The following is a 25,271-nucleotide window of genomic DNA, read 5'->3' on the forward strand; positions in this document are numbered from 1 at the left end:
CCCTAATCGATCAGAGCCTCCGGCCCACAACGTCCGAGTAGCCCCGCACCGAACCCACTTATCGATAGAGCGGGACAGGGTCCGGCGCGGACGGAAGCGGGACCGGGCCAGGCGCGGACGTGTCACGCACCGGCGCGGAGGACGCTGTAGACGAAGCCATCAGGCCGCAGGACCACCACGTCCCCCTCCCGCACCGGGAATCCGCGCAGTTCCTCGGAGTCCGGCGACACCCGCGCGAGCGCCGGTCCGCGGTGAGCCAACTCCGGCGGCACCGGCACCGTTCGGGGATCCACGCCCACGCCGACCAGCGACCACCCTGACCCCACGACCGTGTCCAGACGGCCCGTCGCAGCCCGTCCATCACCCGTGCGCCTCCCGGCGGCCCCTTCGGAATCCGCTACTTCTGTCTGCGCATTTGCCAGCTCCCGTCGCGCGGTGCGGGCTTCCATCGATCAGAGCCTCCGGCCCACAACGGCCGAGTAGATCCGAGCCGAACCCACTTATCGATGAGGTGGCGCTGGCCTGGCCGCGACGAGCGACGGGCTGCAAGCGGTAAGCGGCAAGCGACGGGCGCGCCGCGCTCAGCCGCGGACGGCGGCGATGACCGCGGCCCGGGCCTCCGCGGCGGTGTCGGCGTCCAGCGCGAGCGCCGCGAGCTCCCGGCACCGCTCCAGCGTGACCTCCGAGAGCGCCGCCCCGACGAACGGGATCGCGGCACTGGCCGCCGAGAGCGAGCTGACGCCCAACCCCAGCAGCACCATCGCCAGGTGAGGGTCGGCGGCGGCCTCACCGCACACGCCCACCGGCACCACGCGCCCGTCGGGCGTCGCCGATCCGGCCTGCGCGACGGCGCGGATCAGCCGGAGCACTGCGGGCTGCCACGGATCGGTCAGCGCCGCCAGCTCCGAGGACATGCGGTCGGCGGCCATGACGTACTGCGTGAGGTCGTTGGTTCCGATGGACAGGAAGTCCACGTGCGGCAGAAAGCGGTCCACGGCCACGGCCACCGAGGGCACCTCGACCATGATCCCGGGGGTCAGGCCGCGCTCGCGGCACCGCCGGGAGAAGTCTCGGGCCTCGTCGACGATAGCGACCATCGGGGCCATCACCCATGGCGAGGACTGGGCGCCGCCTACCCGCCCGCCGGCCTCGGCGAGGGCGTCGAGCTGCCGGTCGACCAGCCCCCGGTCGATCCTGTCGACGCGGATGCCCCGCACGCCCAGAGCCGGGTTCTCCTCCTGCGTCATCCCCGCGAACGCCAGCGGCTTGTCCGATCCCGCATCGAGGGTGCGGGTGACGACCTTGGCATCCGGGAACGCGCTGAGCACCTGGGCGTAGAGCTCCGCCTGCTCGTCGACGGTCGGCTCCGTCGGGCGGTCGAGGAAGGCCAGCTCTGTGCGGAAGAGCCCGATTCCCCCCGCCGGTCCCGCTGCGGCGGCGGCCGCGCCGTCGCCGTCCTGGACATTGGCAAGCAGGTCCACCGGGTGACCGTCGGCCAACACGGAGGGGCCCGTCCACCCCGCCGCCTTGAGGCGCATCTCCCTGTCCGCCGCCGCGGCCTCGGTGGCAACGCGCTCGTCGGGGCCCACCTCGACCGTCCCGGCCGCGCCGTCGACCAGCACGCGTTCCCCGTCTGCCACGTCGCCGAGGCCGGCGGCCGCGACGATGCACGGGATCCCGAGCTGCCGCGCGATGATCGCCGTGTGGGAGGTGGGGCCGCCGTGTTCGCAGACGATCGCCAGCACCATGTCGGGGTCGAGTCCGGCGGTGTCCGCCGGCGCCAGGTCGTCGGCCAGGAGCACGCCCGGCTCGTCGAACTCGGGGATCCCCGGCTCGGGCAGGCCCTGCAGCTCGGCGACCACGCGGGCGCAGATGTCGCGCAAGTCGGTGATCCGCTCTGCCTGCCGTCCGCCGATCTTCGTGAACATCGCGACGAAGGTCTCCGTGGCGGCGACGGTGGCGGCCTCTACCCCGAGCCCCTTCTTCAGCTCCTTGACCACAGCTTTCGCCCATCCCCGGTCCCGCGCGAGGACGGCGTTGGCCGTGAGGACTTCAGCGCTGACGCCGGTGGCGAGCGCGGCCCGACGGTCCAGCCGTTCGCCGACGGTCGCGGCGGCGTCGACGAACCGCTGCCGCGACTGATCGACCTGCTCCGGGGTCGAATCCGGGGCCTGGCCCGGGTCCGACGTCGGGGGCTGCTCCGGAGCCTGGCCGGTGTTCGGGGCCGGAGCGGCGGCGTCGCCCGAAGCGGGCGATCCCGGGCCGGATCCGTCGGAAGCGGCCGCCCCGGTCTCCGTCGGGTCAGCCCGCCGCACCCATCGGGCGGGGCCGTAGGCGAGCCCGGCCACCACCGCGGTCCCGCGGATCGTCGTCCGGGCCTGCCCGGCCGTCCCAGTCTGCGCGTCAAGGGGCATGAGGCTCTCCTGAAAGAGGAACGGGCACGCGGGCCCGGGTCCGACACTCGAATTGTGACGAGCCTAACTAATTCGGCTTGACTTTCCAACCGGATTGGGCAGAATCCAACGCAATCGGTCACCGGCGGAGGGCGGGCTCTACATGTACGGCAGCGAACGGCGTCGCCACATCACCGAGACCCTGGCCGCGTCCGGTCGGGTCACGGTGGCCGCCCTGGCGTCGGGGCTCGACGTGAGCGCGGAAACCATCCGTCGCGACCTGTCGGCGCTCGAGTCCGAGGGGATCCTCGAGCGCACCCACGGCGGCGCCGTCCCCGCGATCCCCGGCGGCAGAACCGAGCGCACGCTCGCTGCCCGCCGCGCCGAGAACGTGGACGCCAAGGCCGCGATCGGCCGCGCCGCCCTGCAGTTCCTGCCCGCCCCCGGCGGCACGGTCCTGCTCGACTCCGGCTCCACCACCGCCAGCCTCGTCGACGCGATGTGTACGGGCCCGGCGGAGGGGCACGGCCTGAGCCTCATCACCAACTCGGTGCCGCTGGCCGACACCCTCCACCGCGCCGGCCGCGATCGCCTGCACATGCTCGGCGGCAGCGCGCGCGGGCTGACCGGGGCCTGCGTCGGCGCCGAGACCCTGCGTGCGCTCCGGGCGATCCGCGTGGACGTGGCCTTCATCGGCGCCAACGGTCTCGACGCCGAGCGGGGGCTGACCACACAGGACCCCGAGGAGGCCGCGGTCAAGGCGGAGATGTGCCGGGCCGCCCGACGGGTGGTGCTGCTCGCCGACTCGAGCAAGTTCGGCCGCGACTTCCTGGTGTCGTTCGCCGGCCTGGACACGGTCGACGTCCTGGTCACCGACACCCGACCGACCGGGGCGCTGGCCACCGCGCTCGACGAGCAAGGAATCGAGGTGCTGCTGCCGTGATCGTCACGCTCACCATGAACCCGTCCATCGACCGCACGGCCACCCTGCCGGCCCCACTGCAGGTCGGGGGCGTCAACCGTATCGCGGAGATGGACGACTCCCCGGGCGGCAAGGGGATCAACGTCGCCCGGGTCGTCGCCGCGGGAGGCACGCCGACGCGCGCGGTGTTCCCCGCCGAGCCCGAGGACCAGTTCGTCGCGATGTGCGTCGCCACCGGCGTCTCTACGGCTGTGGTATCAACCGGGGGTGCGGTCCGGGTCAACCTCACCGTCGTGGACTCGGACGGCACCACCACCAAGATCAACGCCCCCGGCCCCGAGCTCGGCGCAGCGGCAAGCGACCGCGCCCGCGACACCGTCGTCCACCTCGCCCGGGAGGCTGACTGGGTGGTGCTGTGCGGCTCGCTTCCGCGTGGCGTGCCGGACCATTTCTACGCCGACCTGGTCGCCGGCCTGCGGGGGGCGGGGGCGCGCGTCGCCGTCGACACCTCCGACGCGCCCCTGGCGGCCCTCGCCGCGCGGTTCCCCGACGCCGCCCCCGACCTCATCAAACCCAACGGCGAGGAGCTCGGCCAGCTCGCCGGCACCGACGGCGCCGAGTTGGAGCGGCGCGCCGCCGCCGGTGACCTCGCCCCCGTCGTCGAGGCCGCGCGGGCCCTGTGCGCCGGGGGACTCGGCGCGGCCCTGGTGACGTTGGGTGGTGCGGGCGCCGTACTGGTCGACGACGACGAGGCGTGGTTCGCAGGTTCCCCGCAGGTCCGCGTCCGATCCACGGTCGGGGCGGGCGACTCCTCGCTGGCCGGGTATCTCCTGGCCGAGAGCCGGGGGCTCCCACCCGCCGACCGGCTCGTGTGGGCGGTCAACCACGGAAGTGTGGCCGCATCCCTGCCCGGGACGGGTCTGCCGCTCGGGCTCGACCCCGCGACGTTCACCACGCTCCCAAGACGACTCGACTAGGTCACGCGCCTCGACTCGGTCGCCGCCTCAGCCCCCGAAGTCTCCCCACCCACCCCTTTCACGAACACACCCACCCCTTTCACGAACACGGAGTACGGCCATGAACCACCCGATCATCGAGACCGCCACCGTGCGGCTCGACGCCGACCTCGGCGGCAGCAAGGACGAGGTGATCCGGTCACTGGCCGGTTCCCTGGTCGATGCCGGCCGCGCCCACGATCTCGAGCAGATGGTCACCGATCTCCTGGCCCGCGAGGCCAAATCAGCGACCGGCATGAAGGGCGGGATCGCCATCCCGCACTGCAAGTCCGAGTCGGTGGAGAAGCCGAGTCTGGGATTCGCCCGGCTCGACCCAGCCGTGGACTTCGGCGCCAAGGACGGACCTGCTGACCTGGTGTTCCTCATCGGTGCGCCCGCCGGCGGCGGCAAGGAGCACCTCAAGATCCTCGCGACGCTGGCGCGCAATCTCGTGCGGGCGGAGTTCGTGGAATCGCTGCGGACGGCCGCCACGCCCGAGGAGGCCGTGGACGTGATCCAGGGTGTGCTCGCCCCGAAGGACGAGGACTCGTCGTCGTCGTCGACCTCGTCGTCCTCCCCCGCTCCGAGTGCAGCCGGCGCGGCGGGTGCGGCGGGTGCCGCAGGTGCGGCGGGCGAGGCAGGTGCCGCAGGCGCGGCGGGGAGCACCGGCGGCTCGGGCGCCCGGCTCGTGGCCGTGACCGCGTGCCCCACCGGCATCGCCCACACCTACATGGCGGCCGATTCCCTCGCCCAGGAGGCGACGAGACGCGGCATCGACCTCCACGTGGAGACACAGGGCTCGGCCGGCGCCACGCCCCTGGACCCACAAGTCATCCGTGACGCCGACGCGGTGATCTTCGCCACCGACGTGGGCGTCCGCGACCGCGGCCGGTTCGCCGGGAAGCCGGTGGTCGAGTACGGCGTCAAGAAGGGCATCGACGCCCCCGGCCAGCTCATCGACGAGGCGCTCGCCGCGGCGAGCAATCCCCATGCCCACCGGGTCTCCGGCGAGACCGGCGCCGACGCCGCCACCGGAGCCGACTCTGGCGGCGACGAGCACTGGGCGCGCGGCCTGCAACGAGCTGTGATGACCGGCGTGTCCTACATGATCCCGTTCGTCGCGGCCGGCGGCCTCCTGCTGGCGCTCGGCTTCCTGCTCGGCGGCTACGACGTGGCCTACGCCTGGCAGGCGCTGGCCACCGACTACTCGCTCACCAACCTGCCCGGCCAGATCTTCGTCCTCGACGGCGAGATCGTCAACGCCGGTACCGCCGGCGCAGAACAACTCTCCCGGACCGGCCTCAGCCTCTACGTCGGCGCGGTCCTGTTCGCGATCGGCCAGGCCGCGATGGGCTTCATGATCGCGGTCCTGTCCGGCTACATCGCCTACGGCCTCGCCGACCGCCCGGGACTGGCGCCCGGTTTCGTGGGCGGCGCCATCTCCGTGACCCTCGGCGCCGGCTTCATCGGCGCGCTCATCACCGGCATCGTCGCCGGCTACCTCGTCCGCTGGATGACCTCGTGGAACACACCGCGCTGGCTCGCCGGACTCATGCCGGTCGTCCTGATCCCGCTGCTCGGCTCACTGGTGATCGGCCTGCTCATGTTCCTGCTGCTCGGTCGCCCACTCGCCGCCGTGTCCGAGGGGCTGGAGTCGTGGCTCAACGGCATGACCGGCTCGTCCATGATCGTGCTGGGGATCGTGCTGGGCCTCATGATGTGCTTCGACCTCGGCGGCCCGGTCAACAAGGCCGCCTACACCTTCGCCACCGCGGGCCTCGCCGCCGACAACCCCGCGTCGCTGAAAATCATGGCCGCCGTCATGGCCGCGGGCATGGTCCCGCCGCTGGCACTGGGGCTGGCGACCGTCGTGCGCAAGCGGCTGTTCAGCCCGGCGGAGCAGGAGAACGGTCGCGCCGCGTTCCTGCTCGGCGCGAGCTTCATCACCGAGGGCGCCATCCCCTTCGCCGCGGCGGACCCGCTGCGGGTGATCCCGTCGATGATGGCCGGTGGTGCCGTGACCGGCGCGCTGATCATGACGTTCGACGTCGGATCCTACGCGCCGCACGGAGGGATCTTCGTGTTCTTCGCGATCAACCCGGTGTGGGGCTACATCGTGGCTATCCTCGCGGGCATGGTGGTCTCCACGACCGCGGTCATCGTCGCCAAATCCACGCGGCGAGCGCCGGAGGTCGCGGCGACGGAGGAGCGCGTGGCCGTCGACGCCTGAGCCCCTCCGGGCCGGGGCCTGACCGCCTCCGGCCCGCCCACTCGAAGTAGCTGCACGTCCGTCACGATAAAGGAGACACCATGCCCAGCAAGACCGTGATCGTCGGTTCCTCCGAAGGACTCCACGCCCGCCCGGCGGGGATCATCGCCGAAGCCGCCGAGAAGTACGACGACGACATCATCATCACCTTCGACGAGGAGGACGCCGACGCCGCGTCCGCGATGCTCATCATGGCACTCGGCGCGGAGAAGGGCGCCAGCGTGATCGTCGCCAGCGACAGCGCCGCGGCAGTGGACGAGATCGCGGCACTGGTCGAGCAGGACCTCGACGCGGAGTAGTTCACCCGCGGTGTGCCGGGCCCCGCGTCAGTGGGGCCGCAGCGGCATGACGGACGAGTTGGTCACGTCCAGCACCGTCTGCCCGTCGTCGCCCACCAGCGCGGCGTCAATGACCAGCTTCGCGTCGCCCCGGTCGGGGCGTGGCTCGATCGAGCGGATCGTGATCTGCCCGGTGAGCGTCGTGCCCGGCAGGACGGGGCGACGGAAGGTCATCTCGAATCCGCGACCGATGCCACTGGGGAACCGGGTCCAGAACGCCTGCGCCGCCAGCCGCTGGTAGACGGCGAGGGTCTGGATACCGCTGGCGATCACCGAACCCAGCGGTGAGTCGTCCGCGGGGCCGGTGTGGATGGTGATCGGGTCCCATTGCCGGGCGAAGTCGACGATCGCTTCCTCGGTGAGCGTGTAGTGGCCGAGGGGGATCTCCTGGCCCGGCGTGAGATCGTCCGCGTACAGGGTGTCGGTCATGACCGCCTCCGGTTCCGGTTCCGGTTCCGGACCACCGGTGCCTCCGGCAGCCCGGTTCCAAGTGTGCTTCCGGGGCGGCGCGCCGGGGCGATTACCTCGGAAGTCACGGCGTTCGGGGACAGCCCCAGAAGCCAATCAAGCATTTGCTTGGTTGCTCGTGAATCCATATGCTCGACAGAAGCTCCCCCTCAGGCGACACCACCGGCCACCACCGCTCCATGTCGCCGAACGCCCAGATGAGAGGTCACCGTCGATGAGCCAGCAGGTCGCCCCCGGTCGCGAAGCACTGTTCCGCCCGCTCGAGATCCGGTCCCTGCACCTGGCCAACCGGCTCGCCATGTCGCCCATGACGCGCATGGGCTGCCCTGACGGTCTGCCGGACGAGGTCAACCGTGAGTACTACGCCTCGCGCGCGGCGGGCGGCACCGGACTCGTGGTGACCGAGGGCATCGGCATCGACCACCCCACCTCGGTCGACCACGCCTGGATTCCCCGGCTGGACTCGCCCGCGTCCGTCGCGGCGTGGCGCGAGGTCACCGGTGCCGTGCACTCCGCGGGCGGGAAGATCGTCGCGCAACTGTGGCATGTGGGCCCGCTGTGGGGCGCCAACGCCCGCTTCGACAAGCCGAACCGCGACCGCCTCATGGAGTTGCGGCCGATGCGCCCGTCGGGCCTGTGGGGCACCCCGGGCGTGACGACCTACTCCGAGCGCAGCGTGGCCCGGTGGATCCCGGAGATCGAGCCCATGACCGAGGCCGAGATCACCGAGACCATCGAGGCGTACGCGCGTTCGGCGGCACTGGCCATGGAGGCGGGTTTCGACGGCGTGACCCTGCACGGCGGCCACGGTTATCTTCTCGACGCGTTCGTCTGGGCCGACACGAATCGTCGCACCGACGCCTGGGGCGGCGACCTCGCGGCGCGCGTGCGCTACCCCGCGGCCGTGGTGGCCGCCGTGCGCGAGGCGATCGGCCCCGACGCGCCGCTGTTCTACCGCTTCTCGCAGCACACGCAGCAGGACTACAAAGCCCGCAAGGCGGAGACCCCGGACGAGCTGGGCGTGTACCTGGGTGCGCTCGCCGACGCCGGTGTGGACCTGTTCGACGCGTCGACGCGCCGGTTCAGCGATGCGGCGTTCCCCGAGCTCGAGGGCGACGACGGCGAGGTGACTCTGGCCGGTTGGGCCCGCCGCCTCACCGGCAAGGCGTCGGGAGCGGTCGGCGGCGTCGGCATCGGCACGTCACTGCGCGAGCAGAAGTCGGGCGCCGAGATCAGTGCCTCGGACAACGTAGACCTGGTCACGGAGCTGATGGACCGCGGCGAGTTCGACCTGATCTCCGTCGGACGTCTCCATCTGGCGGATCCGGGCATCGCCGGTGTCCTGCGTTCCGCGGGACCGCTGCCGGAGTTCATCCGTGAGCAGCACGAGGCCCCGCTGCGCGACCCGCAGGCCTGAGTCAATCCGCTCCGGCGGCGGGTGTGCCCACGATCTCCGGACGGGCGAGGAGGCGTGCGGCCATCTCGCGGCCCTGCCACACCATCTCGGTCCCGTAGATCGGTCGGTGCGCGAACGCCCCCTCCAGCAGGAGGAACAGGTGGTTGCCGAGCATTCGGTGGTCGATGTCCGGCGCGGAGTCCTCCTTGACCAACTCCTCGAGCAGATCGCAGATCGAGTGCTTGTGATAGCGGATGACCTCGTGGGCCGGGTGGTCGTCGGGGAGTTCGGCAGCGGCGTTGAGAAACGCGCAGCCGCGGCGTGAATTCATGTGGTCGGCGGCGTAGACGGTGAAGAACGCCAGTGCACGGGGGCTCTCGGCACGCGCCACCTCGTCCTCCAGCAGCGTCCACCACCAACGATGCCGGTCGAGCAGGTACGCCACGACCAGTCCGTCCTTGGATCCGAAGTTGGTGTACAACACCGGCTTCGAGACGCCGGATTCGGCAGCGATCGTGTCCACGCTGACGGGATGAATGCCCTGCTCATAGAAGAGCCGGGACGCCACGTCGAGAATCCGCCGGGCGCCCGGGGTGAGGTCACTGAGGTCTGGAAAATCGGAGGTCATATCCCCATTGACTTTACAGGTCTGTATACCTAATCTGTAGCCGAGGTTTACAGGTCTGTAAACCTCGCAACCGCCGGACCTCTCGGATCCGGCCCCTCACACGTTCACTCACCCCTCGAGGAGGGATTCCCATGACGTTGTTCCGTTCCGTCGTCACCTATGTCACCCAGATCTTGACCGCCTTCGACACCGCCAGCGCGCTGCGCCATGGCAATTCCGTGTCGGACCGGTCCCGCCGGCTGTGCATGAACCCGGTCGAGGACACCCAGGCCCCGGTCGCGGTACCCACCCTCGTCGCCGCCTGAGCTCGGCCCGGTCTGGGCAGGGCCGGACCGACCCGGACCTGCCGGAACTTCGACGCGCACTACCGACCGTGTGAGAACAGGCGTTCTCGCGCGGTCGGTAGTGGTCAGGTGGAGTCCAGAACGCCTTCTTGCTCCCGACTCCGTCGAATGAGGTCTCCGGCATGAGTACGTCCGCCGCCGCCAGGGGTGCCAAAGGCATGCGGCTCGCACTGATCACGGGCGGTCTGGTCGCCATCGCGTTCGGCATCGCCGTGCTCGTGTGGCCCGCCAAGACCGCCGCGGCGATCACCGGAATCATCGCCTTCTGGGCGATCGTCGCCGGGCTCATCTACATTGCGATGGCGCTCGTCGACGCCGGCCAGTCGACGGCGAGCCGAGTAGGCCATGCCCTACTCGGCCTGCTGTACGTCGCGGCCGGGGTCTACGCCATCATCGCGATCCAATCCACGACGATCGTCCTCGCCTTTTTCATCACCCTGATGATCGGCATCATGTGGATCATCGAGGGTTTCACCGCCCTCTTCGCGCTCGGCGAGCCCGGCTCGAAGGGCCTGACGATCGTCTTCGCGGTGATCTCGGTCCTCGCCGGGATCTCGCTCGTCAGCACCCCGCTGTGGGGCGCCGGATTCCTGTGGTGGCTCGTGGGCGTCTCGCTCCTCGTCCTGGGGGCGCTCAACCTGATCCGCGGGTTGTTGCTCAAGTCGTGAGCGAGTTCCGCGTGAGCGTGTTCCGCGTGAGCGTGAATGGCCGGTGATCACCGCACTGCACGTGTCCAGCAGGGGGTTCCCTCCAACCCGGGAACGCCCTGTGCTTACTCTGTCCCTATACTGCTGACATCCGGAACCAGCAGGGGAAGACCGGTGAGAATCCGGCGCTGACCCGCAACGGTGTGCGGCCACCCAGGTGACCGCGAGCCCGATTACCTGCCCGGATGTTCGCGACTCCAGGTACATCGCCGAGGTCTGCGATCCAGGGGTCCTGCACCGTGCGGGTTCGCGGCACTGCGCCTACCGCCGTCAGGTCTCTCGTTTCGTCGGTCTCACGACACGATCCGAGGACTGATCATGTTTCGTCGCACACCCGCCAGTACCGTCTCCGTCGGCGCCGCGCTGCTCGTCGCAGGACTCGCCCTCACCGGCTGTTCCCGAGGGGAGGCGCTCGAGTCCACCGCCGCAGCCGAGCCGTTCGCCGAACCGGTGACCATCACCAACTGCGACCGCGAGGCCACCTTCGACGCCCCACCGCAGCGCATCATCACGATGAACCACCATGTCACCGAAACGCTGATCCAGATGGGCGCCGGCGACCGGATCATCGGCCGCGCCTACGCGGACCGCGACTCCGAGCCCCTCCCCGAGGTCGCCGACGAGATGGCGGCGATCCCCGCCCTCGCCGATGAGTACCCCACCTGGGAGCAGATCGTCGACCTCGACCCGGACCTGGTGGTGGGCGGGATGAGGAGCGCGTTCGACGAGAAGGAGGGCCGTAGCCGCGACGCTCTGGAGGCCGAGGGGATCGACACGTTCCTGTTCTCCGAGTACTGCGGCGAGGGCTTCCCGGACCTGGACATGCTCGAGACCGACTACTCCCAGCTCGGTCACGTGCTCGGCGTCGAAGAGGGCGCTGCCGCACTCACCGACCGGATCGTCGGCGGATTGGACGAGGTCCGGGCTGCCCTGGACGCCCACGCCATCAGCGGCACCCCCACGTTCTTCTATGACAGTGGTGAGGACGTGCCCATGACCATCGGCGGCGTGGGCATCGGCCAGTTGGTCGGAGACGTTGCCGGCGCGGACAACATCTTCACCGAGGGCGAGAAGCCGTACGTCAAGACCACGTGGGAGATCCTCGGTGAGCGTCAGCCGGAGGCCATCGTGGTTCTGGACTACGGGTCCACGAGCGCCGAGGAGAAGATCGCCTATCTCGAGCAGCACCCCGTCATGTCCACCACGCCGGCCGTGCGGGAGGGCCGCTATGCGGTGATCCCCCTGGACGACCTGTTCGAGAGCTCGCGCATCGTCACCGCCGCCCGGACCATCGCCGGTGCACTGCACCCGGAAGTATTCGGGCAGTGACGTGACGACGGTTGCTGAGACGCCTCATCAGCTGGTCGGCTCCACCACTGAGCGGTCGGGCCCCTCGCCCTCGGGCCGCCGCTCACTGTGGTTCATCTGCCCTCCCCTCGTGGCGCTGCTCGCGCTCGCGATAGCCGCCGCCGTGTCCCTGGGCTCGGTGTCAATCCCGATCGGGGACGTGTGGGCGATCGTCGCGCATCGCCTGGCGCCCGGCACGTTCGCGCCGTGGTGGACGGACGCCCGAGAGGCGATCGTCATCGAATCCCGCCTGCCGCGGGCCCTCATGGCCGCAGCGGTGGGCGCGTCACTGGCGGTGGCGGGCGGTGTCGCCCAGGCGGTGACCCGCAACCCGCTGGCCGACCCGTACCTGCTGGGGGTGTCTTCGGGCGCGGGCTTCGGCGTGGTGGTGCTGACCGTCCTCGGGTGGGGCGCCGGGGTTGCGGGGGTCTTCACCCTTCCGGTGGCGGCCTTCGTCGGGTCCCTGTTGCCGCTGTTGGGCGTGGTCCTCGTGGCCCGGCGGGCGAACGACACCACCGCGATCGTGCTGGTCGGCGCCGCCATGACGATGGTGTTCGGCGCCCTGAACACCTTCACCCTGCTGGTGCTCGGCGACGATCACCAGCTGGGCACGGTCATGCGCTGGCTCGCCGGTGGTTTCGGCGACGCCGGCTGGACGATGCTGTGGGCTCCGCTGTCGATCCTGCTCGTGGTGGGGGCGGTGGTGTTGATCGTCGGCCGCCACCTGGACCTGCTGCTCACCGGCGACGACGGCGCCACCGCGATGGGCGTCAACGTGCCCCGGTTCCGGGTGCTCATGCTGCTGCTCGTCTCGCTGCTCACGGCGGGCGCGGTGGCCGTGTCGGGGACGATCGGGTTCATTGGCCTGCTCATCCCCCATCTGGCGGGCTTCGTCACCGGCCGCACGTCCGTCCGATTGTTGCCGACTGCGGCCCTGATGGGGGCGATCGCCCTGGTCGCGGCCGACATCGCGGCCCGCGCGGTGAGTGAGGGCACCGAGCTGCCGGTGGGCGTGGTGACCGGAATCGTGGGCGGTCCGGTCTTCCTGCTCATGCTGTGGCACCGCTACGGGAAGGCGACGGTATGACCACCCTGACCGCCTCCGAGGTCTCGGCCCACCTGGGCGGCCGCCAGATCCTTCACGGCGTGGACCTGACCGTCGCGCCGGGCCGGGTGACTGCACTGGTCGGCCCGAACGGCAGTGGCAAGACCACCCTGCTGCGTGCCTGCTATCGCGCCCTTCCGGTGTCGTCGGGGCTGGTGACGATCGACGACGCGGACATCCATTCGCTGCGCCGCCGCACGCTGGCCCGCACGGTCGGCGCGAGCACGCAGGAGCCGGTCTCGCTCGGCGGCATCACCGTTCGCGAGTCCGTGCGCCTGGGCCGGACCGTCACGCGCGGCCTGTTCGAGCCGTTCGGCAGCGACGATTCCGAGGTCGTCGACACCGTGCTCGCGCGGGTGGGACTGTCGGAGCTCGCCGATCGCGACGTCCTGGCCCTGTCGGGCGGGGAGCGGCAGCGGGTGTCGATCGCGCGCACGCTCGCCCAGCAGCCCGACGTGCTCCTCCTGGACGAACCCACCAACCACCTCGACCTGCACCAGCAGCTCTCTGTCCTCACCCTCCTGCGCGACCTCGCCGCCGGGGGTCTCGCCGTGCTGTTGACGGTGCACGACCTGCGGATGGCGGTCGAGTACTGCGATGCCGTGGCGGTGCTCAGCAACGGCGCCCTGGTGGCCACGGGTCCGCCGGAGGAGGTGCTCGGCGCCGCGGTCCTGCGCGAGGTGTTCGGGGTGCGCGGCGAGGTCCGCGAGGGTGCGGGCGGGCGCCGCACGTTGGACGTGATCGGACTGGCGGATGGGTGACGCGTCGGCGCGGTACCTGTGGAGGGACGACGACGACAACGCCGCCACCTCGATCTCCTCACCCGAGGGCGTGGCGTCGGCCTATGCCGGCGTCGCGGGGTACCTCGGGGACTTCGCCCGCACGATCAGTCTCGGACCCGAGGTGCTGCCGGGGCCGGTGCTCACGGATCCGGAGTGGCTGGCCCAGCGCGTCCTCGACACCGGACGCCGCTGGGAATACCGCGACCGGCGCGTGAACGGCACCCTGTGGTGGTATTCGGCCAGTTCATCACTGGTGGCGGCACCGTTGATGATGCTGCTCACCGCTGGTGTCGCGCCGGATCCGCGGCCCGGCAGCGTGACCCTCTCGTTGCAGCCGAACGGCTATCTGCGGGCAGTTCGTTCGGACCGACTCCTGCCCACTGTTGAGGCTTTCGCGGACGCACTCGTCGAGGCCCACTCCGCGGTGATCGCCGCGTTGGCAGAGGTGTCCGGGGCTGCGCCGCGGGCGTTGTGGGCCATCGCGAGTGATTCCATCGGCAACCGCGCGCTGGAGGCCGGCCGGTCCGTCGGAGACCCGGTTCTGGGGATCGAGTTGGCCGGTGCCGTCTGCGCGGCGCCGCTGCTGGAACCTCGCTACATCGATGTCGAGGGCTCCGAGCGTTCCCGGACGTTCGTTCGCCGCAGCTCGTGCTGCCTCATCTATGTGGCCACGAACGGTGACAAGTGCGTCAGTTGCCCGCGCCGCACACCCGAGGACCGGCACGCCCAGCTCCGCCTCAGGACGTAGCAGCCCCAGGACCGAGCAGACCCGGGACGTAGCAGTCTCGGGTCGTCGCGGCGTACCGCTCGGGCACGGTTGACCGGGCGCTGGCACTCCGCGTGTGCGCCCGATTCCGTCCGGTCGGCGCTTGCGGACGCCGCGCTGCTGTCGGTCAGCGCTTGCGGGCGCTGTTGCTCACCTTCTGGAAGAGCTCCTTGGCCTTGCGCTGGTTCTCCGGCTTCGCGGCCTCGCGCTTGGCCACCTCGACGGCCTTGACGGCGATCCCGCTCTTGATGGCCTTGCTCAGAAATCCCATGGTGCACCTCTGTGTTGTCGGAAGAGCCAGTGTAGATGCGGTGCGGAGGGGCTGCGCCCGACAGTCGGAGCTCGCGGTACCGGCGTGTCAGTCGAGCGGCACGATCATCGGGCTGCCGGCCACCGGGTCCGGAACCACCACGCAGTCCATCCCGAAGATCTGGTCGACCAGCTCCGGGGTGACTACCTGTGCCGGCGGACCACTCGCGACCCAGACGCGTTGCCGCTGGCCGCCGGAGAGCTCGGAGACCGGGCGGTCCGCGAGTTCGGTGACCCCGGCCGCGTCCATCGCGCGGTCCGTGGCCTCCTCGTCAGCCCGGGACCAGCTGTTGAGCATCGTCTGGTGGGCATAGCGGCCACGGCGTACGAGGGCCTTCACCCGGATGCCCTCCGGGCTCAGTGCGGACTGGGGCAGCCTGTCGTCGTAGCCGAGGCTCAGCCCGTGCGCGCGCACGCGGTTCATCGACGGATCTCCTTTGTCATGCGTCCCCGAACAGGAAATCTCGCAGTGGTGTCGACAAGATCCCCGCCCCGGCGGGCACCTCGGGTCCCCTCCGCTCAGGGTGATCAGTGCACCGTGTCGCCCCCGCGTCAGGCCGCCCACAATCACTGTCACCGCCGCGCGGAATCCGACCCGCCAACCCCGACCTTTTATCGCCGTGGGAGCTGACGCGCCAGGTGACCGGAGAAATGCTCCGCCAACCCGGCGACCGCCCCGATCACCGTGATCGCCGGTGGCTCGACACCCGCCTCGGCGCAGGCCCCGGCGATCGTGGCCGCCGTGCCATGCAGGACTAATTGCGTCGGCAACGAGCCGTCGGCGACCGTCACCGCCGGGGTATCGCCGGGCAGTCCCTGCGCCAGCAGTTCGTCGGTGATCGCCGGCAGGTTCGTCACCGCCATGAGCAGCACCAGTGTGGTGCCGGACCGGGCGAGCGCGCCGTAGTCGAGCGTCGAGTGCGGGCTATCCGGTGGGACGTGACCCGAGATCACCGACACCCCCTGCGCCAGCCCGCGGTGCGTGGCCGGGACCCCGACGAGCGCGGGCACCGAGAAAGCTGACGTCACGCCCGGGATCACCGTCACCGCCACGCCGGCGACCGTGCACGCCAGGTACTCCTCGCCGCCGCGGCCGAAGAGGAAACTGTCACCGCCCTTGAGCCGCACCACCGTCCGCTTCCGCCGTGCCTGCTCGACAAGGATCCGGTTGATCTCCTCCTGTGGCGTGGCCCGACCGAACGGGACCTTGCCCACGTCGATTATCTCGACGCCCGGCCCGAGCTCGTCGAGGACCGCCACTGGGCCCAGGCGATCGGTCACCACCACGTCGGCGGCGAAGAGCGCCTCCCGGCCGGCGACGGTCATCAGCCCCGGGTCACCGGGCCCGCCGCCCACCAGGATCACCTGACCCGTGTCCGCATCCCCGGTCGTCGTCACGTCGTCGTCCCTTCTCCGCGCCCTGCCCCGGCACCACGCCGCAGGAGATACACATCCATCACCCAGCCGTGCTCCGCGCGCAGCCGCTCCCGGTGCGCGCGCAGCTCGGCCAGCACGTCCCCGACGCGGCCTGCCACCAGCGTCTCGCCGGCGTCTCCGAGGTTGCCGCCCCACCAGATGTGCCAGTCGGTCAGCTCGTCGATCGGCAGGTCCGAGTTGAGCATCACCACCACGTTGTCCGCGCCGGCGGCCACGACCTCCTGCAGCCGCCGGCCGGTGGTGACGGTAACCGTGCCGCCGATCTCGTGCAGGACCAGCCGGTGCCGAGCGGCCAGCACCTGCAGCGCGGAGATGCCCGGGAGCACCTGTACGTCCAGCTCCAGCCGCCCGCGCTCGCGGATGCGATCGAGGATTCGCAGCGTCGAGTCGTAGAACGCGGGATCGCCCCACACCGGGATCGCCACGTCGCCCGGCCGCTGCGCCATCGCCTGCTCCCACGCCTCCGCGCGTGCCTCGTGCCAGTCCAGGACCACGCCGCGGTAGTCGCCGTGCGTCGAGGTCGACGACGACGAGCGGTCCCTCTCCGGATCCGGCACCCCCACCAATTCGACGCCCGGGGCGTGCCGCTCGAGTAGCTCGGCGCGTCGGGCGAACAGTGGATCGGTCGGCCATTCCGACGCGCCTGTGGGCGGCCCCTTCACCGCCGCCAGGGCGTAGTCGGCGGCTCTGAGGGCGTGCACGGCCTCGACGGTGATCTGGTCGAGCCCGCCCGAGCCGATGCCCACGACGTTGACCCGGCGGATCCCGGCCCCGGCACCTGTTTGGTCGACATCAGCGTTGCCGGTGCCGGCGTGTCGCGACGATTTTGTCGACCAAACCCGCGATGAGGTGGCCGCGGAGGAGGCCGATGGCGAGCGCGTGTCCGACTTCCGCGGGTCAGTCACCGTGGGCGTCCTCGAGATCACCCTCGACGTCGAGGTAGACCTGCCGCATCTGGTCTAGGAGCCCGGAGTCGGGCTCGGCCCACAGTCCACGATCGGCGGCCTCGGTGAGGCGCTCGATCATGCCGCGCAGTGCCCACGGGTTGGACTGCCGCAGGAACTCCTGGTTGACCTCGTCCAGCACGTACTCGCGGGTGAGCGACTCGTACATCCAGTCATGGACGACTCCGGCGGTGGCGTCGAACCCGAAGAGGTAGTCCACGGTGGCCGCGAGCTCGAAGGCGCCCTTGTACCCGTGCCGCTGCATCGCGGCGATCCAGCGCGGGTTCACCACCCGGGCGCGGAACACCCGGTTCGTCTCCTCTGCCAGCGTGCGGGTGCGGATGGCATCCGGCACGGTGGAATCCCCGACGTAGGCCCGCGGCTCGGCTCCGGTGAGCGCGCGCACGGTCGCGATCATGCCGCCGTGGTACTGGAAATAGTCATCAGAATCGGCGATGTCGTGCTCGCGGGTGTCGATGTTCTTCGCTGCCACGGCGATGCGCCGGTAGTTGGTGCGCATGTCGTCGGCCGCGGGCACGCCATCGAGGTCCCGGCCGTAGGCGTAGCCGCCCCAGCGGGTGTACACCTCCGCCAGGTCGCGGTCGTCGCGCCAGTTCCCGGCCTCGATCGTCTGCAGCAGACCCGCCCCGTACGAGCCGGGGGCGGAGCCGAAGATCCGCGTGGTGGCCCGCCGCTGATCAGTGTGCTCGGCCAGGTCGGCCCGCGCGTGGGCGGCCACGAAGTTCTGCTCGTCCGGCTCGTCCAGGCCCGCGACCAGCTGGACTGCGTCGTCGATCATGGCGATGACGTGCGGGAACGCATCGCGGAAGAAGCCCGAGATGCGGACCGTCACGTCGATGCGGGGACGTCCCAACTCCTCGAGCGGGATCACCTCGAGCCCGGTGACGCGCCGCGAGGCCTCGTCCCACTCCGGGCGCACGCCCAGCAGGGCCAGCACCTCGGCGATGTCGTCGCCTGAGGTCCGCATCGCGGAGGTACCCCAGATCGACAGGCCCACCGAGGCCGGATAACCGCCGGTCTCGGACACATGCCGCTCGAGCAGGGAGTCGGCCATCGACTGCCCTGTGTCCCACGCCAGCCGCGAGGGGATGGCCCGCGGGTCGACGGTGTAGAAGTTTCGGCCGGTCGGCAGCACGTTGACCAGGCCGCGCAGTGGCGAGCCCGAGGGCCCCGCCGGGATGAAGCCGCCGTCCAGCGCGTGCAGGACCGCATCCATTTCGCCTGTCGTCGCGGCCAGGCGCGGGACGACCTCGCGGGCGGCGAACTCCAGGACGTGGGCGACGTCGGAGCCGGAGTTGTTGTCGTCGTCGTCTTTCCCTCCGGCAGAGCCACCGGCGTCGAGCCCCGCGGCGGCGAGGACCTCGGGCACGGCGGCCACGTCCCAGTCGCGGGCGTCCATCGCCACCACCAGCTCGCGGGCGAGCGCCTCGACGCGGTCCACCTGCTCGGTCGGCGCGCCCTCGGCCAGCCCCAGCGCCCGGCGCAGACCCGGCACTGCCCCCGACTCGCCGCCCCACACCTGCGAGGCCCGCAGGATCGCCAGCACCAGGTTGACGCGCGCCTCGCCACCTGGTGCCTGGCCGAGAATGTGGAGGCCGTCGCGGATCTGGACATCCTTGATCTCGCACAGCCAGCCGTCGACGTGGAGGATGAAGTCGTCGAACTCCTCGTCACCCGGCTGCTGCTCCATCCCCAGGTCCTCGTGCATGTGCGCGGACTGCATGAGCGTCCAGATCTGGTCGCGGATCGGGCCGATCTTGGCCGGGTCCATCGCGGCGATGTTGCCGTACTCGTCCAGCAGCTGCTCGAGCCGGGCGATGTCGCCGTACGACTCCGCGCGGGCCATCGGCGGCACCAGGTGGTCGACGATCGTCGCGTGCGCCCGCCGCTTGGCCTGCGCCCCCTCGCCCGGATCGTTGACCAGGAACGGGTAGATCAACGGAAGGTCGGCGATCGCAGCGTCCGTGGCGCACTCCGCCGACAGGGCCGCGTTCTTGCCCGGCAGCCACTCGAGCGAACCGTGCTTGCCAATGTGCACCAGCGCGTGGGCGCCGAAACCGTGCCGGAGCCACCGGTACGCGGCCAGGTAGTGGTGCGACGGCGCGAGCTCCGGATCGTGGTAGATCGCCACCGGGTTCTCGCCGAAGCCGCGCGGCGGCTGGATGAGCAGCACCACGTTCCCGGCCTGGAGTGTGGCCAGCACGATCTCACCGGCGTCGTTGACGAACAGCTCGCCCGGCGCCTCGCCCCATGCCTCGACCATCTCGCCGCGCAGCGATTCCGGCAGGTCAGCGGTCCAGCGCAGGTAGTCGGAGGTGCTGATCCGCACGTGCGAGTCGGTGAGCTGCGCGGTGGTGAGCCACTCTTCGTCCTGGCCGCCGGCGTCGATGAGGGCGTGGATGAGGGCGTCGCCGGCGGCGGTGTCGTCAGCGTAACCGCCCGCGCTGGAGCCGGCGGGACTGTCGGCATCGGCGGGGGCCGCCGAGTGGCTGCGCTCCAGGAACCGCGCGAGGGGGCCGTCGTCCGGGCCCAGGTCGTAGCCCTCCTCTCGCAGTCGGCGCAGCAGCCGGATCGTGGACACCGGCGTGTCCAGGCCCACGGCGTTGCCGATGCGGGAGTGCTTGGTGGGGTAGGCCGAGAGCACCAGCGCGACGCGGCGCTCGGCCGGCGGGACGTGACGCAGCCTGGCGTGGGCCACGGCGATCCCGGCGACGCGGGCGCACCGCTCTGGGTCGGCGACGTAGCGCGGCAGACCGTCCGCGTCGATCTCCTTGAAGGAGAACGGCACGGTGATGATCCGGCCGTCGAACTCGGGGATCGCGATCTGGTTGGCCGAGTCCAGCGGGTTGACGCCGTCGTCGGAGCCCTCCCAGTCCTCGCGGCTCCACGTCAGGCTCAGCCCCTGGATCACGGGGATGTCCAGCGCGGCGATGCGCTCGACGTCCCAGCTCTCATCGTCGCCGCCCGCGCTCGCGGAGCCCGGCGTGGTTCCGCCCGCGGCCAGGACCGTCACGACCAGCGCGTCCAGCGTCCCGAGCGCGTCGAACAGCTCGTCCGGTGCCGAGCGCAGCGACCCGGCGAACACCGGCACACCCACGGCCTCGCCGGTCGCGTCGATCGCGTCGGCCAAGGCGTGCGCGAAGCCGGCGTTACCGCTCACCTCGTGCGCGCGGTAGTAGAGCACGCCGACGCGCGGCAGGGAGCCAGCGGAGACCCCAGGCCGCTCGGGGATCCCCCACACCGGCACGGCCACAGGGGGTTCGAACCCGGTTCCGGTGAGCAGGACGGTGTCCGAGAGGAAGGCGTGGAGCTGCGCGAGGTTGGCGGGCCCGCCCTCGGCGAGGTAGCGGTGCGCCTCGGCGGCGATGCCGATCGGGACGGTGGAGACCTCCATGAGGTCCGCGTCAGGGGACTGTTCGCCGCCCAGGACGACGACGGGCACGCCGGCGCCCAGCACCGCCTCGAAGCCATGGTCCCACGAGCGCCTGGGTCCGAGGATCCTGACGACGACGACGTCGGCCCCCTCGAGTAGTGGACCCAGCTCGGTGTCCACATCGATGCGGGACGGATTGCCAAGCACGAAGTCGGCCCCCGACTCCCGCGCGGAGAGCAGGTCCGTGTCGGACGTAGACAGCAGTGCGATGCGAGGAGCACGCGACTCCGCGGATGTGACCGTTGTGGCCTCTACAAGTGTTGCTGAGGCGTCGTCAGGGGACGCCGAACGCCGGTCGTGGCGCATGTTCTTCTCCAAACCCTCGTGGAACTCCTCGCCGTGGCCGGTCTCCTGGCTTTCGCATCGACGCCACGCGGGCCGACCTTCCCGGGTTGGTGTACCCAGTGGCCTCCGCCCCTTCAGGGACAGACGAGGGCCGCGGAACTCCGCGACTACAGTGGCGAGGGCCGCGCCGGCTTTTCCTCCGGCTTCCCGAACACCACGGCACCGCCGAGACTATCCGCCGCCTGCAGCGCCCGGCCCGCAGCCCTGCGTTTTGTGGGCTCCGCGTAGGATCTTTAGGCATCCCAAGGCGAGGAACCCGGTGCGATTCCGGGGCGGTTCCGCCACTGTGAAGCCCTGACCAGGGCTGTCAGCCAGATACTGGCCGAGGGATGGACGTGCGGTCACTCCGCGCCGACTTCGACTTCTGACCGGGGCGAGAACCCCGAGGAGGACCCATGCCTCGTGCCGTTCGGCCGCCGCGTCGCTATGACTACATCGACGACGGACCCGCCATCTACGTTGATTCCTTCGCCACCATCCGGCGGGAGACCGACCTCTCGCGCATCCCCGGTGACGCCGAGAAGCTCGCGGTCCGCATGGTGCACGGCACAGGTCAGACCGACCTGACCGACGACCTGCAGGTCCATCCCGGCCTGGTCGGCGCCGCCCGAGCCGCCCTCGAGGCCGGCGCGCCGATCCTCTGCGACGCCCATATGGTCGCCTCGGGAGTGACCCGATCCCGGCTGCCGCGGGCCAACGACGTGGTCTGCACGCTGAACGACCCGCAAGTCGCCGAGCTGGCGCGGCAGATGGGCACCACCCGCTCCGCGGCCGCGCTGGCGCTGTGGGGCGACCGACTGGACGGCGCGGTGGTGGCGATCGGCAACGCGCCCACCGCGCTGTTCCACCTGCTGGAGATGCTCCTCGACGGCGCTCCCCGACCGGCGGCGATCATCGGCTGCCCGGTTGGGTTCATCGGAGCGGCCGAATCCAAGGCCGCGCTGGCGTCGTTCGCCGACGACCACGGCATCGACATTCCGTTCGTCACCGTGCACGGCCGCCGGGGTGGGTCGGCCATGACCGCCTCGGCGATCAACGCCCTGGCGCAGGACGCCGAGTGAGCGGCGGGAAGCCCGGCGCGGAGGCCGTCGGTGTGGCCGTGGTCGTCGACACCGATGACGACGACGCGGTCGAAGACGCTGGCACTGGCACTGGCACTGGCACTGGCCGTCTCTACGGCGTCGGTGTGGGCCCGGGCGACCCCGAGCTCATGACCCTCAAGGCCGCCCGACTGATCGGTGCCGCCGACGTGGTGGCCTTCCACGCCGGTCGCGGCAAGCAGTCCAACGCCCGCCGCATCGCCGCCGACCTCATCCCCGCCGGCGCGATCGAGGAGGTGCTCGAGTACCCGGTCACCACGGGTCTGACCGAGCACCCCGGCGGGTACGCGGGCGCGATCGCCGAATTCTACGAACGGAGCGCGCGGCGTCTGGCCGAGCACCTCGCCGCGGGCCGGGACGTGGTGCTGCTGGCCGAGGGCGACCCGCTGTTCTACGGCTCCTTCATGTACATGCACGACCGGCTGTCCGGGGAGTTCGCCACCGAGATCGTCCCCGGGGTGCCCGCCTTCGCCGCTGCCACCGCCGCGTCCGCGACGCCGCTGGTCAGGCAGACCGATGTGCTCACCGTCCTGCCCGGCACGCTGCCCGAGCCCGAGCTCGCGCGGCGCCTGGCCGACACCGACGGCGCGATCATCATGAAACTGGGCCGCAACTTCCCGGCCGTCCGCAGGGCGCTCGAGGCGGCCGGCCGGCTGGACGGCGCGGTGTACGTCGAGCGCGCCTCGACAGATGCAGAAGCGCATCACCCGGTGCGCGAAGTCGACCCGGAGACCGTGCCGTACTTCTCCCTCGTCGTCGTCCCCGGGGACTCCCACCACCAGGACCCCACCGGCCGCCGACCCGTCCCCCTGGCCGCGTCGGCCCCCTCCCCCGGCGGCACCGCCGATGATGACGCCCGCCCCTCCGGCCACACCGGCCCGTCCAGCGGCCCCGCCCCGCGCGGCGTCGTGCACGTGGTGGGCCTGGGCCCCGGGCCGGACGACTGGCTCACGCCCGAGGCCGTGCGCGTACTCAGCGAAGTGGGCCATGTCGTGGGCTACGCACCGTACGTGAACCGCGTGCCGCAGCGGCCCGGCCTGCGGCGACACGCCTCCGGCAACACCGTCGAGGTTGACCGGGCAGGGTTCGCCCTGGAGCTGGCCGCCGGCGGAGAGCGCGTCGCCGTGGTCTCCGGCGGGGACGCAGGCGTGTTCGGCATGGCGTCCGCGGTGTTTGAGGCCGCCGAGGACCCGACGTTCGCCGGGATCGAGATCCGTGTCGCGCCGGGCGTCTCGGCAGTGCAGGCCGTTGCCGCGCGGGCCGGCGCACCGATCGGCGCCGACTTCGCCGTGGTGAGCCTGTCCGATCGTCTCAAGCCGTGGGAGGTGATCGCCCGTCGGCTCGACGCGATCGCCGCCGCCGACCTGGTCCTGGCCGTCTACAACCCGGCCTCACGCTCGCGCACCCACCAGGTTCGCGACGCACGCGACGTGCTGCTGCGCCACCGCGAGCCCTCTACGCCCGTCGTGGTGGGCCGGGACGTCGGCCGCGACGGCGAATCACTGACCGTCACCACACTGGGCGAGCTCGACTGCGCCTCGATCGACATGAAATGCCTGCTCATCGTGGGTGCGTCCGGGACCCGGGTGACCGGCGACAGGCGCGTGTGGAGCCCGAGGTTTGTTCGAGCATGACGCCCGCGAATCACGAGGAGCACTATGCAGCCGACGCGGACGCACCCCATGTAGCCGCCGCGAGCACCTTCCCTGCGTCCGACGCCGACGCGCTGTGGCGGGTACTCGCCACCCGGCGAGACCACCGACATTTCCACCCCACACCGGTGCCACGGGAGCTGATCGAGCGGCTCCTCTCGGTGTTCTCGGTCGCCCCGAGCGTGGGGCTCAGCCAGCCGTGGCACGTGACCGTGGTGCAGGAGCTTGCCGTTCGAGAGGCCGTCCATGCCGGTTTCCGGGACGTGCGCGCCACCGAGGCCGAGCGTTTCTCCGGCGAGCGGCGCGAGCTGTACAACACTCTGCGACTCGAGGGCATCCTCCAGGCCCCGGTCGGCCTGGTGGTGAGCCACCTGCCGCCGGACGGGCCCGTGTTGGGCACCACGGCGATGCCCGCCGCGTCGGAGTACAGCGTCATCTCGGCCATCACACTGCTCTGGTTGGCCGCCACCGCCGAGGGGCTGGGCATGGGCTGGGTGAGCCTGCTCGACCCGGCCCACCTCTCGGGCGCTGTGCCGCTCCCGACCGGCGCCCGGCCCCTGGCCTACCTGTGCCTCGGCTACCCGTCGCTCGACCTGGACGAGCCGTTGCTGCAGACCGTCGGCTGGGGGCAACGTAGACCGCTCCCGGTGGACTGGGTATAGCGACCACGCATTCCGCCGTCGCGCAGATAGCGCCCTTAGTTGCAGGACGGACTGGATCTCCGCACCGTGCCAGGCCGCCCCGGCGCCCGTTATCGGCTCTCGGCGGTGAAATCCGCCCGGCGGGATCGTCGGTCAGCTCATCGTGCCGTTCGTCGCGGGGCAGCTACTGCATCGCCGCATCGGCGACTGGCTGGCACGCAACCGGGTGCTGGTGTCGATCGTCGACCAGGGATCTGTACTGCTGGTGGTGTACGTAGCGTTCAGCACCGGCGTCACCCAGGGACTGTGGACCGTCGTCCCGCCGGTGCAGCTGCTCACCGTGGTCGGTGTCTACGTGGTGCTTCTTGCCGTGGTGATGGCTCTGTTCGCAAGCGTGGCGGCGGCCTCCAAGCTCCCACGGGCTGACCGGATCGTGCTGTTCTTCTGCGGCTCGAAGAAGAGTCAGGTCAGCGGGCTGCCGATGGCGTTCCTACTGTTCCCCGCGGCCGAGGTGGGCGTCATGGTGCTGCCGCTGATGATCTTCCACCTCATCCAGCTGCTGGTCTGCGCGGTGATCGCCAACCGGCTCGGCAAGACCGCAGCCGACCAGGGGTTGGAGCGGAAGCCAGCAGACGAGCAGGAGTTGCGGCCGCGCGAGAGCGTACGTACGCAGGCGTAAGCCCAGGTGGTCGACGCCGTGCTGATTCTTGTCGACACCACTGCGAAGGAGCACCCGGATTCTCGCAGTGGTGCAGACAAGCCTCGAGGTGACGGCAGCAGGCCGGCCACAGCCCTGCGTGGAGCCTCGCGGGTCAGCCCAGCGCCTCAGCCATCGCATTCGGCACACCCGGCGTCTGCCCGGACGCCACCACCTCGCCGAGCCCGCTCGGTTCGCCGTCGAGCGATCGCCCGCCCCTGACTGTCCCGCT

At 71.0% G+C, this 25,271-nt stretch carries 24 protein-coding genes and 3 riboswitches; of the genes, 15 read left to right on the forward strand and 9 right to left on the reverse strand.

Annotated elements, in window-relative coordinates:
• Positions 1–122 precede the first annotated feature (122 nt).
• Both OPF83_RS05480 and OPF83_RS05485 read right to left on the reverse strand, forming a co-directional pair.
• Positions 123–449: a hypothetical protein gene (locus OPF83_RS05480; protein ID WP_264886228.1), complete on the reverse strand. Its 327-nt coding sequence runs from the start codon at positions 447–449 to the stop codon at positions 123–125.
• Between the two features lie 132 nt (positions 450–581).
• A complete protein-coding gene (locus OPF83_RS05485) occupies positions 582–2,414 on the reverse strand; it encodes a putative PEP-binding protein (RefSeq protein WP_264886229.1) in 1,833 nt (610 codons plus the stop codon).
• A gap of 142 nt (positions 2,415–2,556) precedes the next feature.
• Here OPF83_RS05485 and OPF83_RS05490 point away from each other — a divergent pair, with 142 nt between their 5' ends.
• From OPF83_RS05490 to OPF83_RS05505, 4 genes are all read left to right on the forward strand, one after another.
• Positions 2,557–3,336: a DeoR/GlpR family DNA-binding transcription regulator gene (locus tag OPF83_RS05490; protein WP_264886230.1), complete on the forward strand. Its 780-nt coding sequence runs from the start codon at positions 2,557–2,559 to the stop codon at positions 3,334–3,336.
• Positions 3,333–4,292, forward strand: coding sequence for a 1-phosphofructokinase family hexose kinase (locus OPF83_RS05495; RefSeq protein WP_264886231.1), 960 nt, complete (start codon positions 3,333–3,335; stop codon positions 4,290–4,292). The genes OPF83_RS05490 and OPF83_RS05495 overlap by 4 nt, the downstream gene beginning before the upstream one ends.
• A gap of 100 nt (positions 4,293–4,392) precedes the next feature.
• A complete protein-coding gene (locus OPF83_RS05500; RefSeq protein WP_264886232.1) occupies positions 4,393–6,540 on the forward strand; it encodes a fructose-specific PTS transporter subunit EIIC in 2,148 nt (715 codons plus the stop codon).
• A gap of 80 nt (positions 6,541–6,620) precedes the next feature.
• Positions 6,621–6,878 (forward strand): HPr family phosphocarrier protein, encoded by a 258-nt coding sequence (locus tag OPF83_RS05505; RefSeq protein ID WP_264886233.1) that lies wholly within the window; start codon positions 6,621–6,623, stop codon positions 6,876–6,878.
• A 27-nt stretch (positions 6,879–6,905) separates the two neighbouring features.
• Here OPF83_RS05505 and OPF83_RS05510 read toward each other — a convergent pair whose 3' ends face one another.
• Positions 6,906–7,346 (reverse strand): MaoC/PaaZ C-terminal domain-containing protein, encoded by a 441-nt coding sequence (locus OPF83_RS05510; protein WP_264886234.1) that lies wholly within the window; start codon positions 7,344–7,346, stop codon positions 6,906–6,908.
• A gap of 253 nt (positions 7,347–7,599) precedes the next feature.
• Here OPF83_RS05510 and OPF83_RS05515 point away from each other — a divergent pair, with 253 nt between their 5' ends.
• Positions 7,600–8,802 carry a 12-oxophytodienoate reductase gene (locus OPF83_RS05515; RefSeq protein ID WP_264886235.1) on the forward strand — a complete coding sequence of 401 codons (1,203 nt, stop codon included), beginning with the start codon at positions 7,600–7,602 and terminating at the stop codon, positions 8,800–8,802.
• A gap of 1 nt (position 8,803) precedes the next feature.
• Here the strand turns inward: OPF83_RS05515 and OPF83_RS05520 are convergent, their stop codons facing one another.
• Positions 8,804–9,409, reverse strand: coding sequence for a TetR/AcrR family transcriptional regulator (locus tag OPF83_RS05520; RefSeq protein WP_264886236.1), 606 nt, complete (start codon positions 9,407–9,409; stop codon positions 8,804–8,806).
• 131 nt (positions 9,410–9,540) lie between these two features.
• On the opposite strand from OPF83_RS05520, the gene OPF83_RS05525 reads away from it, so the two are divergent.
• From OPF83_RS05525 to OPF83_RS05550, 6 genes are all read left to right on the forward strand, one after another.
• Complete coding sequence (locus OPF83_RS05525) at positions 9,541–9,714, forward strand: hypothetical protein (protein WP_264886237.1); 174 nt, start codon at positions 9,541–9,543, stop codon at positions 9,712–9,714.
• A 161-nt stretch (positions 9,715–9,875) separates the two neighbouring features.
• Positions 9,876–10,421 carry an HdeD family acid-resistance protein gene (locus tag OPF83_RS05530; protein WP_264886239.1) on the forward strand — a complete coding sequence of 182 codons (546 nt, stop codon included), beginning with the start codon at positions 9,876–9,878 and terminating at the stop codon, positions 10,419–10,421.
• 104 nt (positions 10,422–10,525) lie between these two features.
• Positions 10,526–10,660, forward strand: a riboswitch (cobalamin riboswitch).
• Positions 10,661–10,778: 118 nt separating this feature from the next.
• Entirely contained in the window at positions 10,779–11,789 is a 1,011-nt protein-coding gene (locus tag OPF83_RS05535; RefSeq protein WP_264886240.1) for an ABC transporter substrate-binding protein, read from the forward strand.
• 1 nt (position 11,790) lies between these two features.
• The gene (locus OPF83_RS05540; RefSeq protein WP_375546216.1) at positions 11,791–12,894 is read left to right on the forward strand and encodes a FecCD family ABC transporter permease; all 1,104 of its coding nucleotides are present in this window, start codon (positions 11,791–11,793) and stop codon (positions 12,892–12,894) included.
• A complete protein-coding gene (locus OPF83_RS05545) occupies positions 12,891–13,673 on the forward strand; it encodes an ABC transporter ATP-binding protein (RefSeq protein WP_264886241.1) in 783 nt (260 codons plus the stop codon). Before OPF83_RS05540 ends, OPF83_RS05545 begins: the two co-directional genes overlap by 4 nt.
• On the forward strand, positions 13,666–14,442 hold the full coding sequence (locus OPF83_RS05550) for a (2Fe-2S)-binding protein (RefSeq protein ID WP_264886242.1): 777 nt from the start codon (positions 13,666–13,668) through the stop codon (positions 14,440–14,442). Before OPF83_RS05545 ends, OPF83_RS05550 begins: the two co-directional genes overlap by 8 nt.
• A 145-nt stretch (positions 14,443–14,587) precedes the next feature.
• Here the strand turns inward: OPF83_RS05550 and OPF83_RS05555 are convergent, their stop codons facing one another.
• The 5 genes from OPF83_RS05555 to cobN all read right to left on the reverse strand — a co-directional run bounded on the left by OPF83_RS05555 (position 14,588) and on the right by cobN (position 20,910).
• Positions 14,588–14,731, reverse strand: coding sequence for a hypothetical protein (locus OPF83_RS05555; RefSeq protein ID WP_264886243.1), 144 nt, complete (start codon positions 14,729–14,731; stop codon positions 14,588–14,590).
• A gap of 87 nt (positions 14,732–14,818) precedes the next feature.
• Positions 14,819–15,193: an ABC transporter ATP-binding protein gene (locus OPF83_RS05560; RefSeq protein WP_264886244.1), complete on the reverse strand. Its 375-nt coding sequence runs from the start codon at positions 15,191–15,193 to the stop codon at positions 14,819–14,821.
• 188 nt (positions 15,194–15,381) lie between these two features.
• Complete coding sequence (gene cobA, locus OPF83_RS05565; protein WP_264886245.1) at positions 15,382–16,167, reverse strand: uroporphyrinogen-III C-methyltransferase; 786 nt, start codon at positions 16,165–16,167, stop codon at positions 15,382–15,384.
• Positions 16,164–16,970: a precorrin-6A synthase (deacetylating) gene (gene cobF / locus OPF83_RS05570; RefSeq protein ID WP_264886434.1), complete on the reverse strand. Its 807-nt coding sequence runs from the start codon at positions 16,968–16,970 to the stop codon at positions 16,164–16,166. The genes cobA and cobF overlap by 4 nt, the downstream gene beginning before the upstream one ends.
• Before the next feature lie 133 nt (positions 16,971–17,103).
• On the reverse strand, positions 17,104–20,910 hold the full coding sequence (cobN, locus tag OPF83_RS05575) for a cobaltochelatase subunit CobN (RefSeq protein ID WP_264886246.1): 3,807 nt from the start codon (positions 20,908–20,910) through the stop codon (positions 17,104–17,106).
• 17 nt (positions 20,911–20,927) lie between these two features.
• Positions 20,928–21,123, reverse strand: a riboswitch (cobalamin riboswitch).
• A gap of 44 nt (positions 21,124–21,167) precedes the next feature.
• A riboswitch (cobalamin riboswitch) is annotated at positions 21,168–21,291 on the forward strand.
• A 53-nt stretch (positions 21,292–21,344) separates the two neighbouring features.
• Between cobN and OPF83_RS05580 the strand changes: the two genes are divergently transcribed.
• From OPF83_RS05580 to OPF83_RS05595, 4 genes are all read left to right on the forward strand, one after another.
• On the forward strand, positions 21,345–22,010 hold the full coding sequence (locus OPF83_RS05580; protein WP_264886247.1) for a precorrin-8X methylmutase: 666 nt from the start codon (positions 21,345–21,347) through the stop codon (positions 22,008–22,010).
• Positions 22,011–22,159: 149 nt separating this feature from the next.
• A complete protein-coding gene (locus OPF83_RS05585; protein ID WP_375546219.1) occupies positions 22,160–23,683 on the forward strand; it encodes a precorrin-2 C(20)-methyltransferase in 1,524 nt (507 codons plus the stop codon).
• Positions 23,680–24,363 carry a 5,6-dimethylbenzimidazole synthase gene (gene bluB / locus OPF83_RS05590; protein WP_264886249.1) on the forward strand — a complete coding sequence of 228 codons (684 nt, stop codon included), beginning with the start codon at positions 23,680–23,682 and terminating at the stop codon, positions 24,361–24,363. Before OPF83_RS05585 ends, bluB begins: the two co-directional genes overlap by 4 nt.
• A 124-nt stretch (positions 24,364–24,487) precedes the next feature.
• Entirely contained in the window at positions 24,488–25,021 is a 534-nt protein-coding gene (locus OPF83_RS05595; RefSeq protein ID WP_264886435.1) for a bile acid:sodium symporter, read from the forward strand.
• The last annotated feature ends 250 nt before the right edge of the window (positions 25,022–25,271 follow it).

Source organism: Dietzia sp. NCCP-2495 (assembly GCF_026011735.1).
Taxonomy (GTDB): Bacteria; Actinomycetota; Actinomycetes; order Mycobacteriales; family Mycobacteriaceae; genus Dietzia.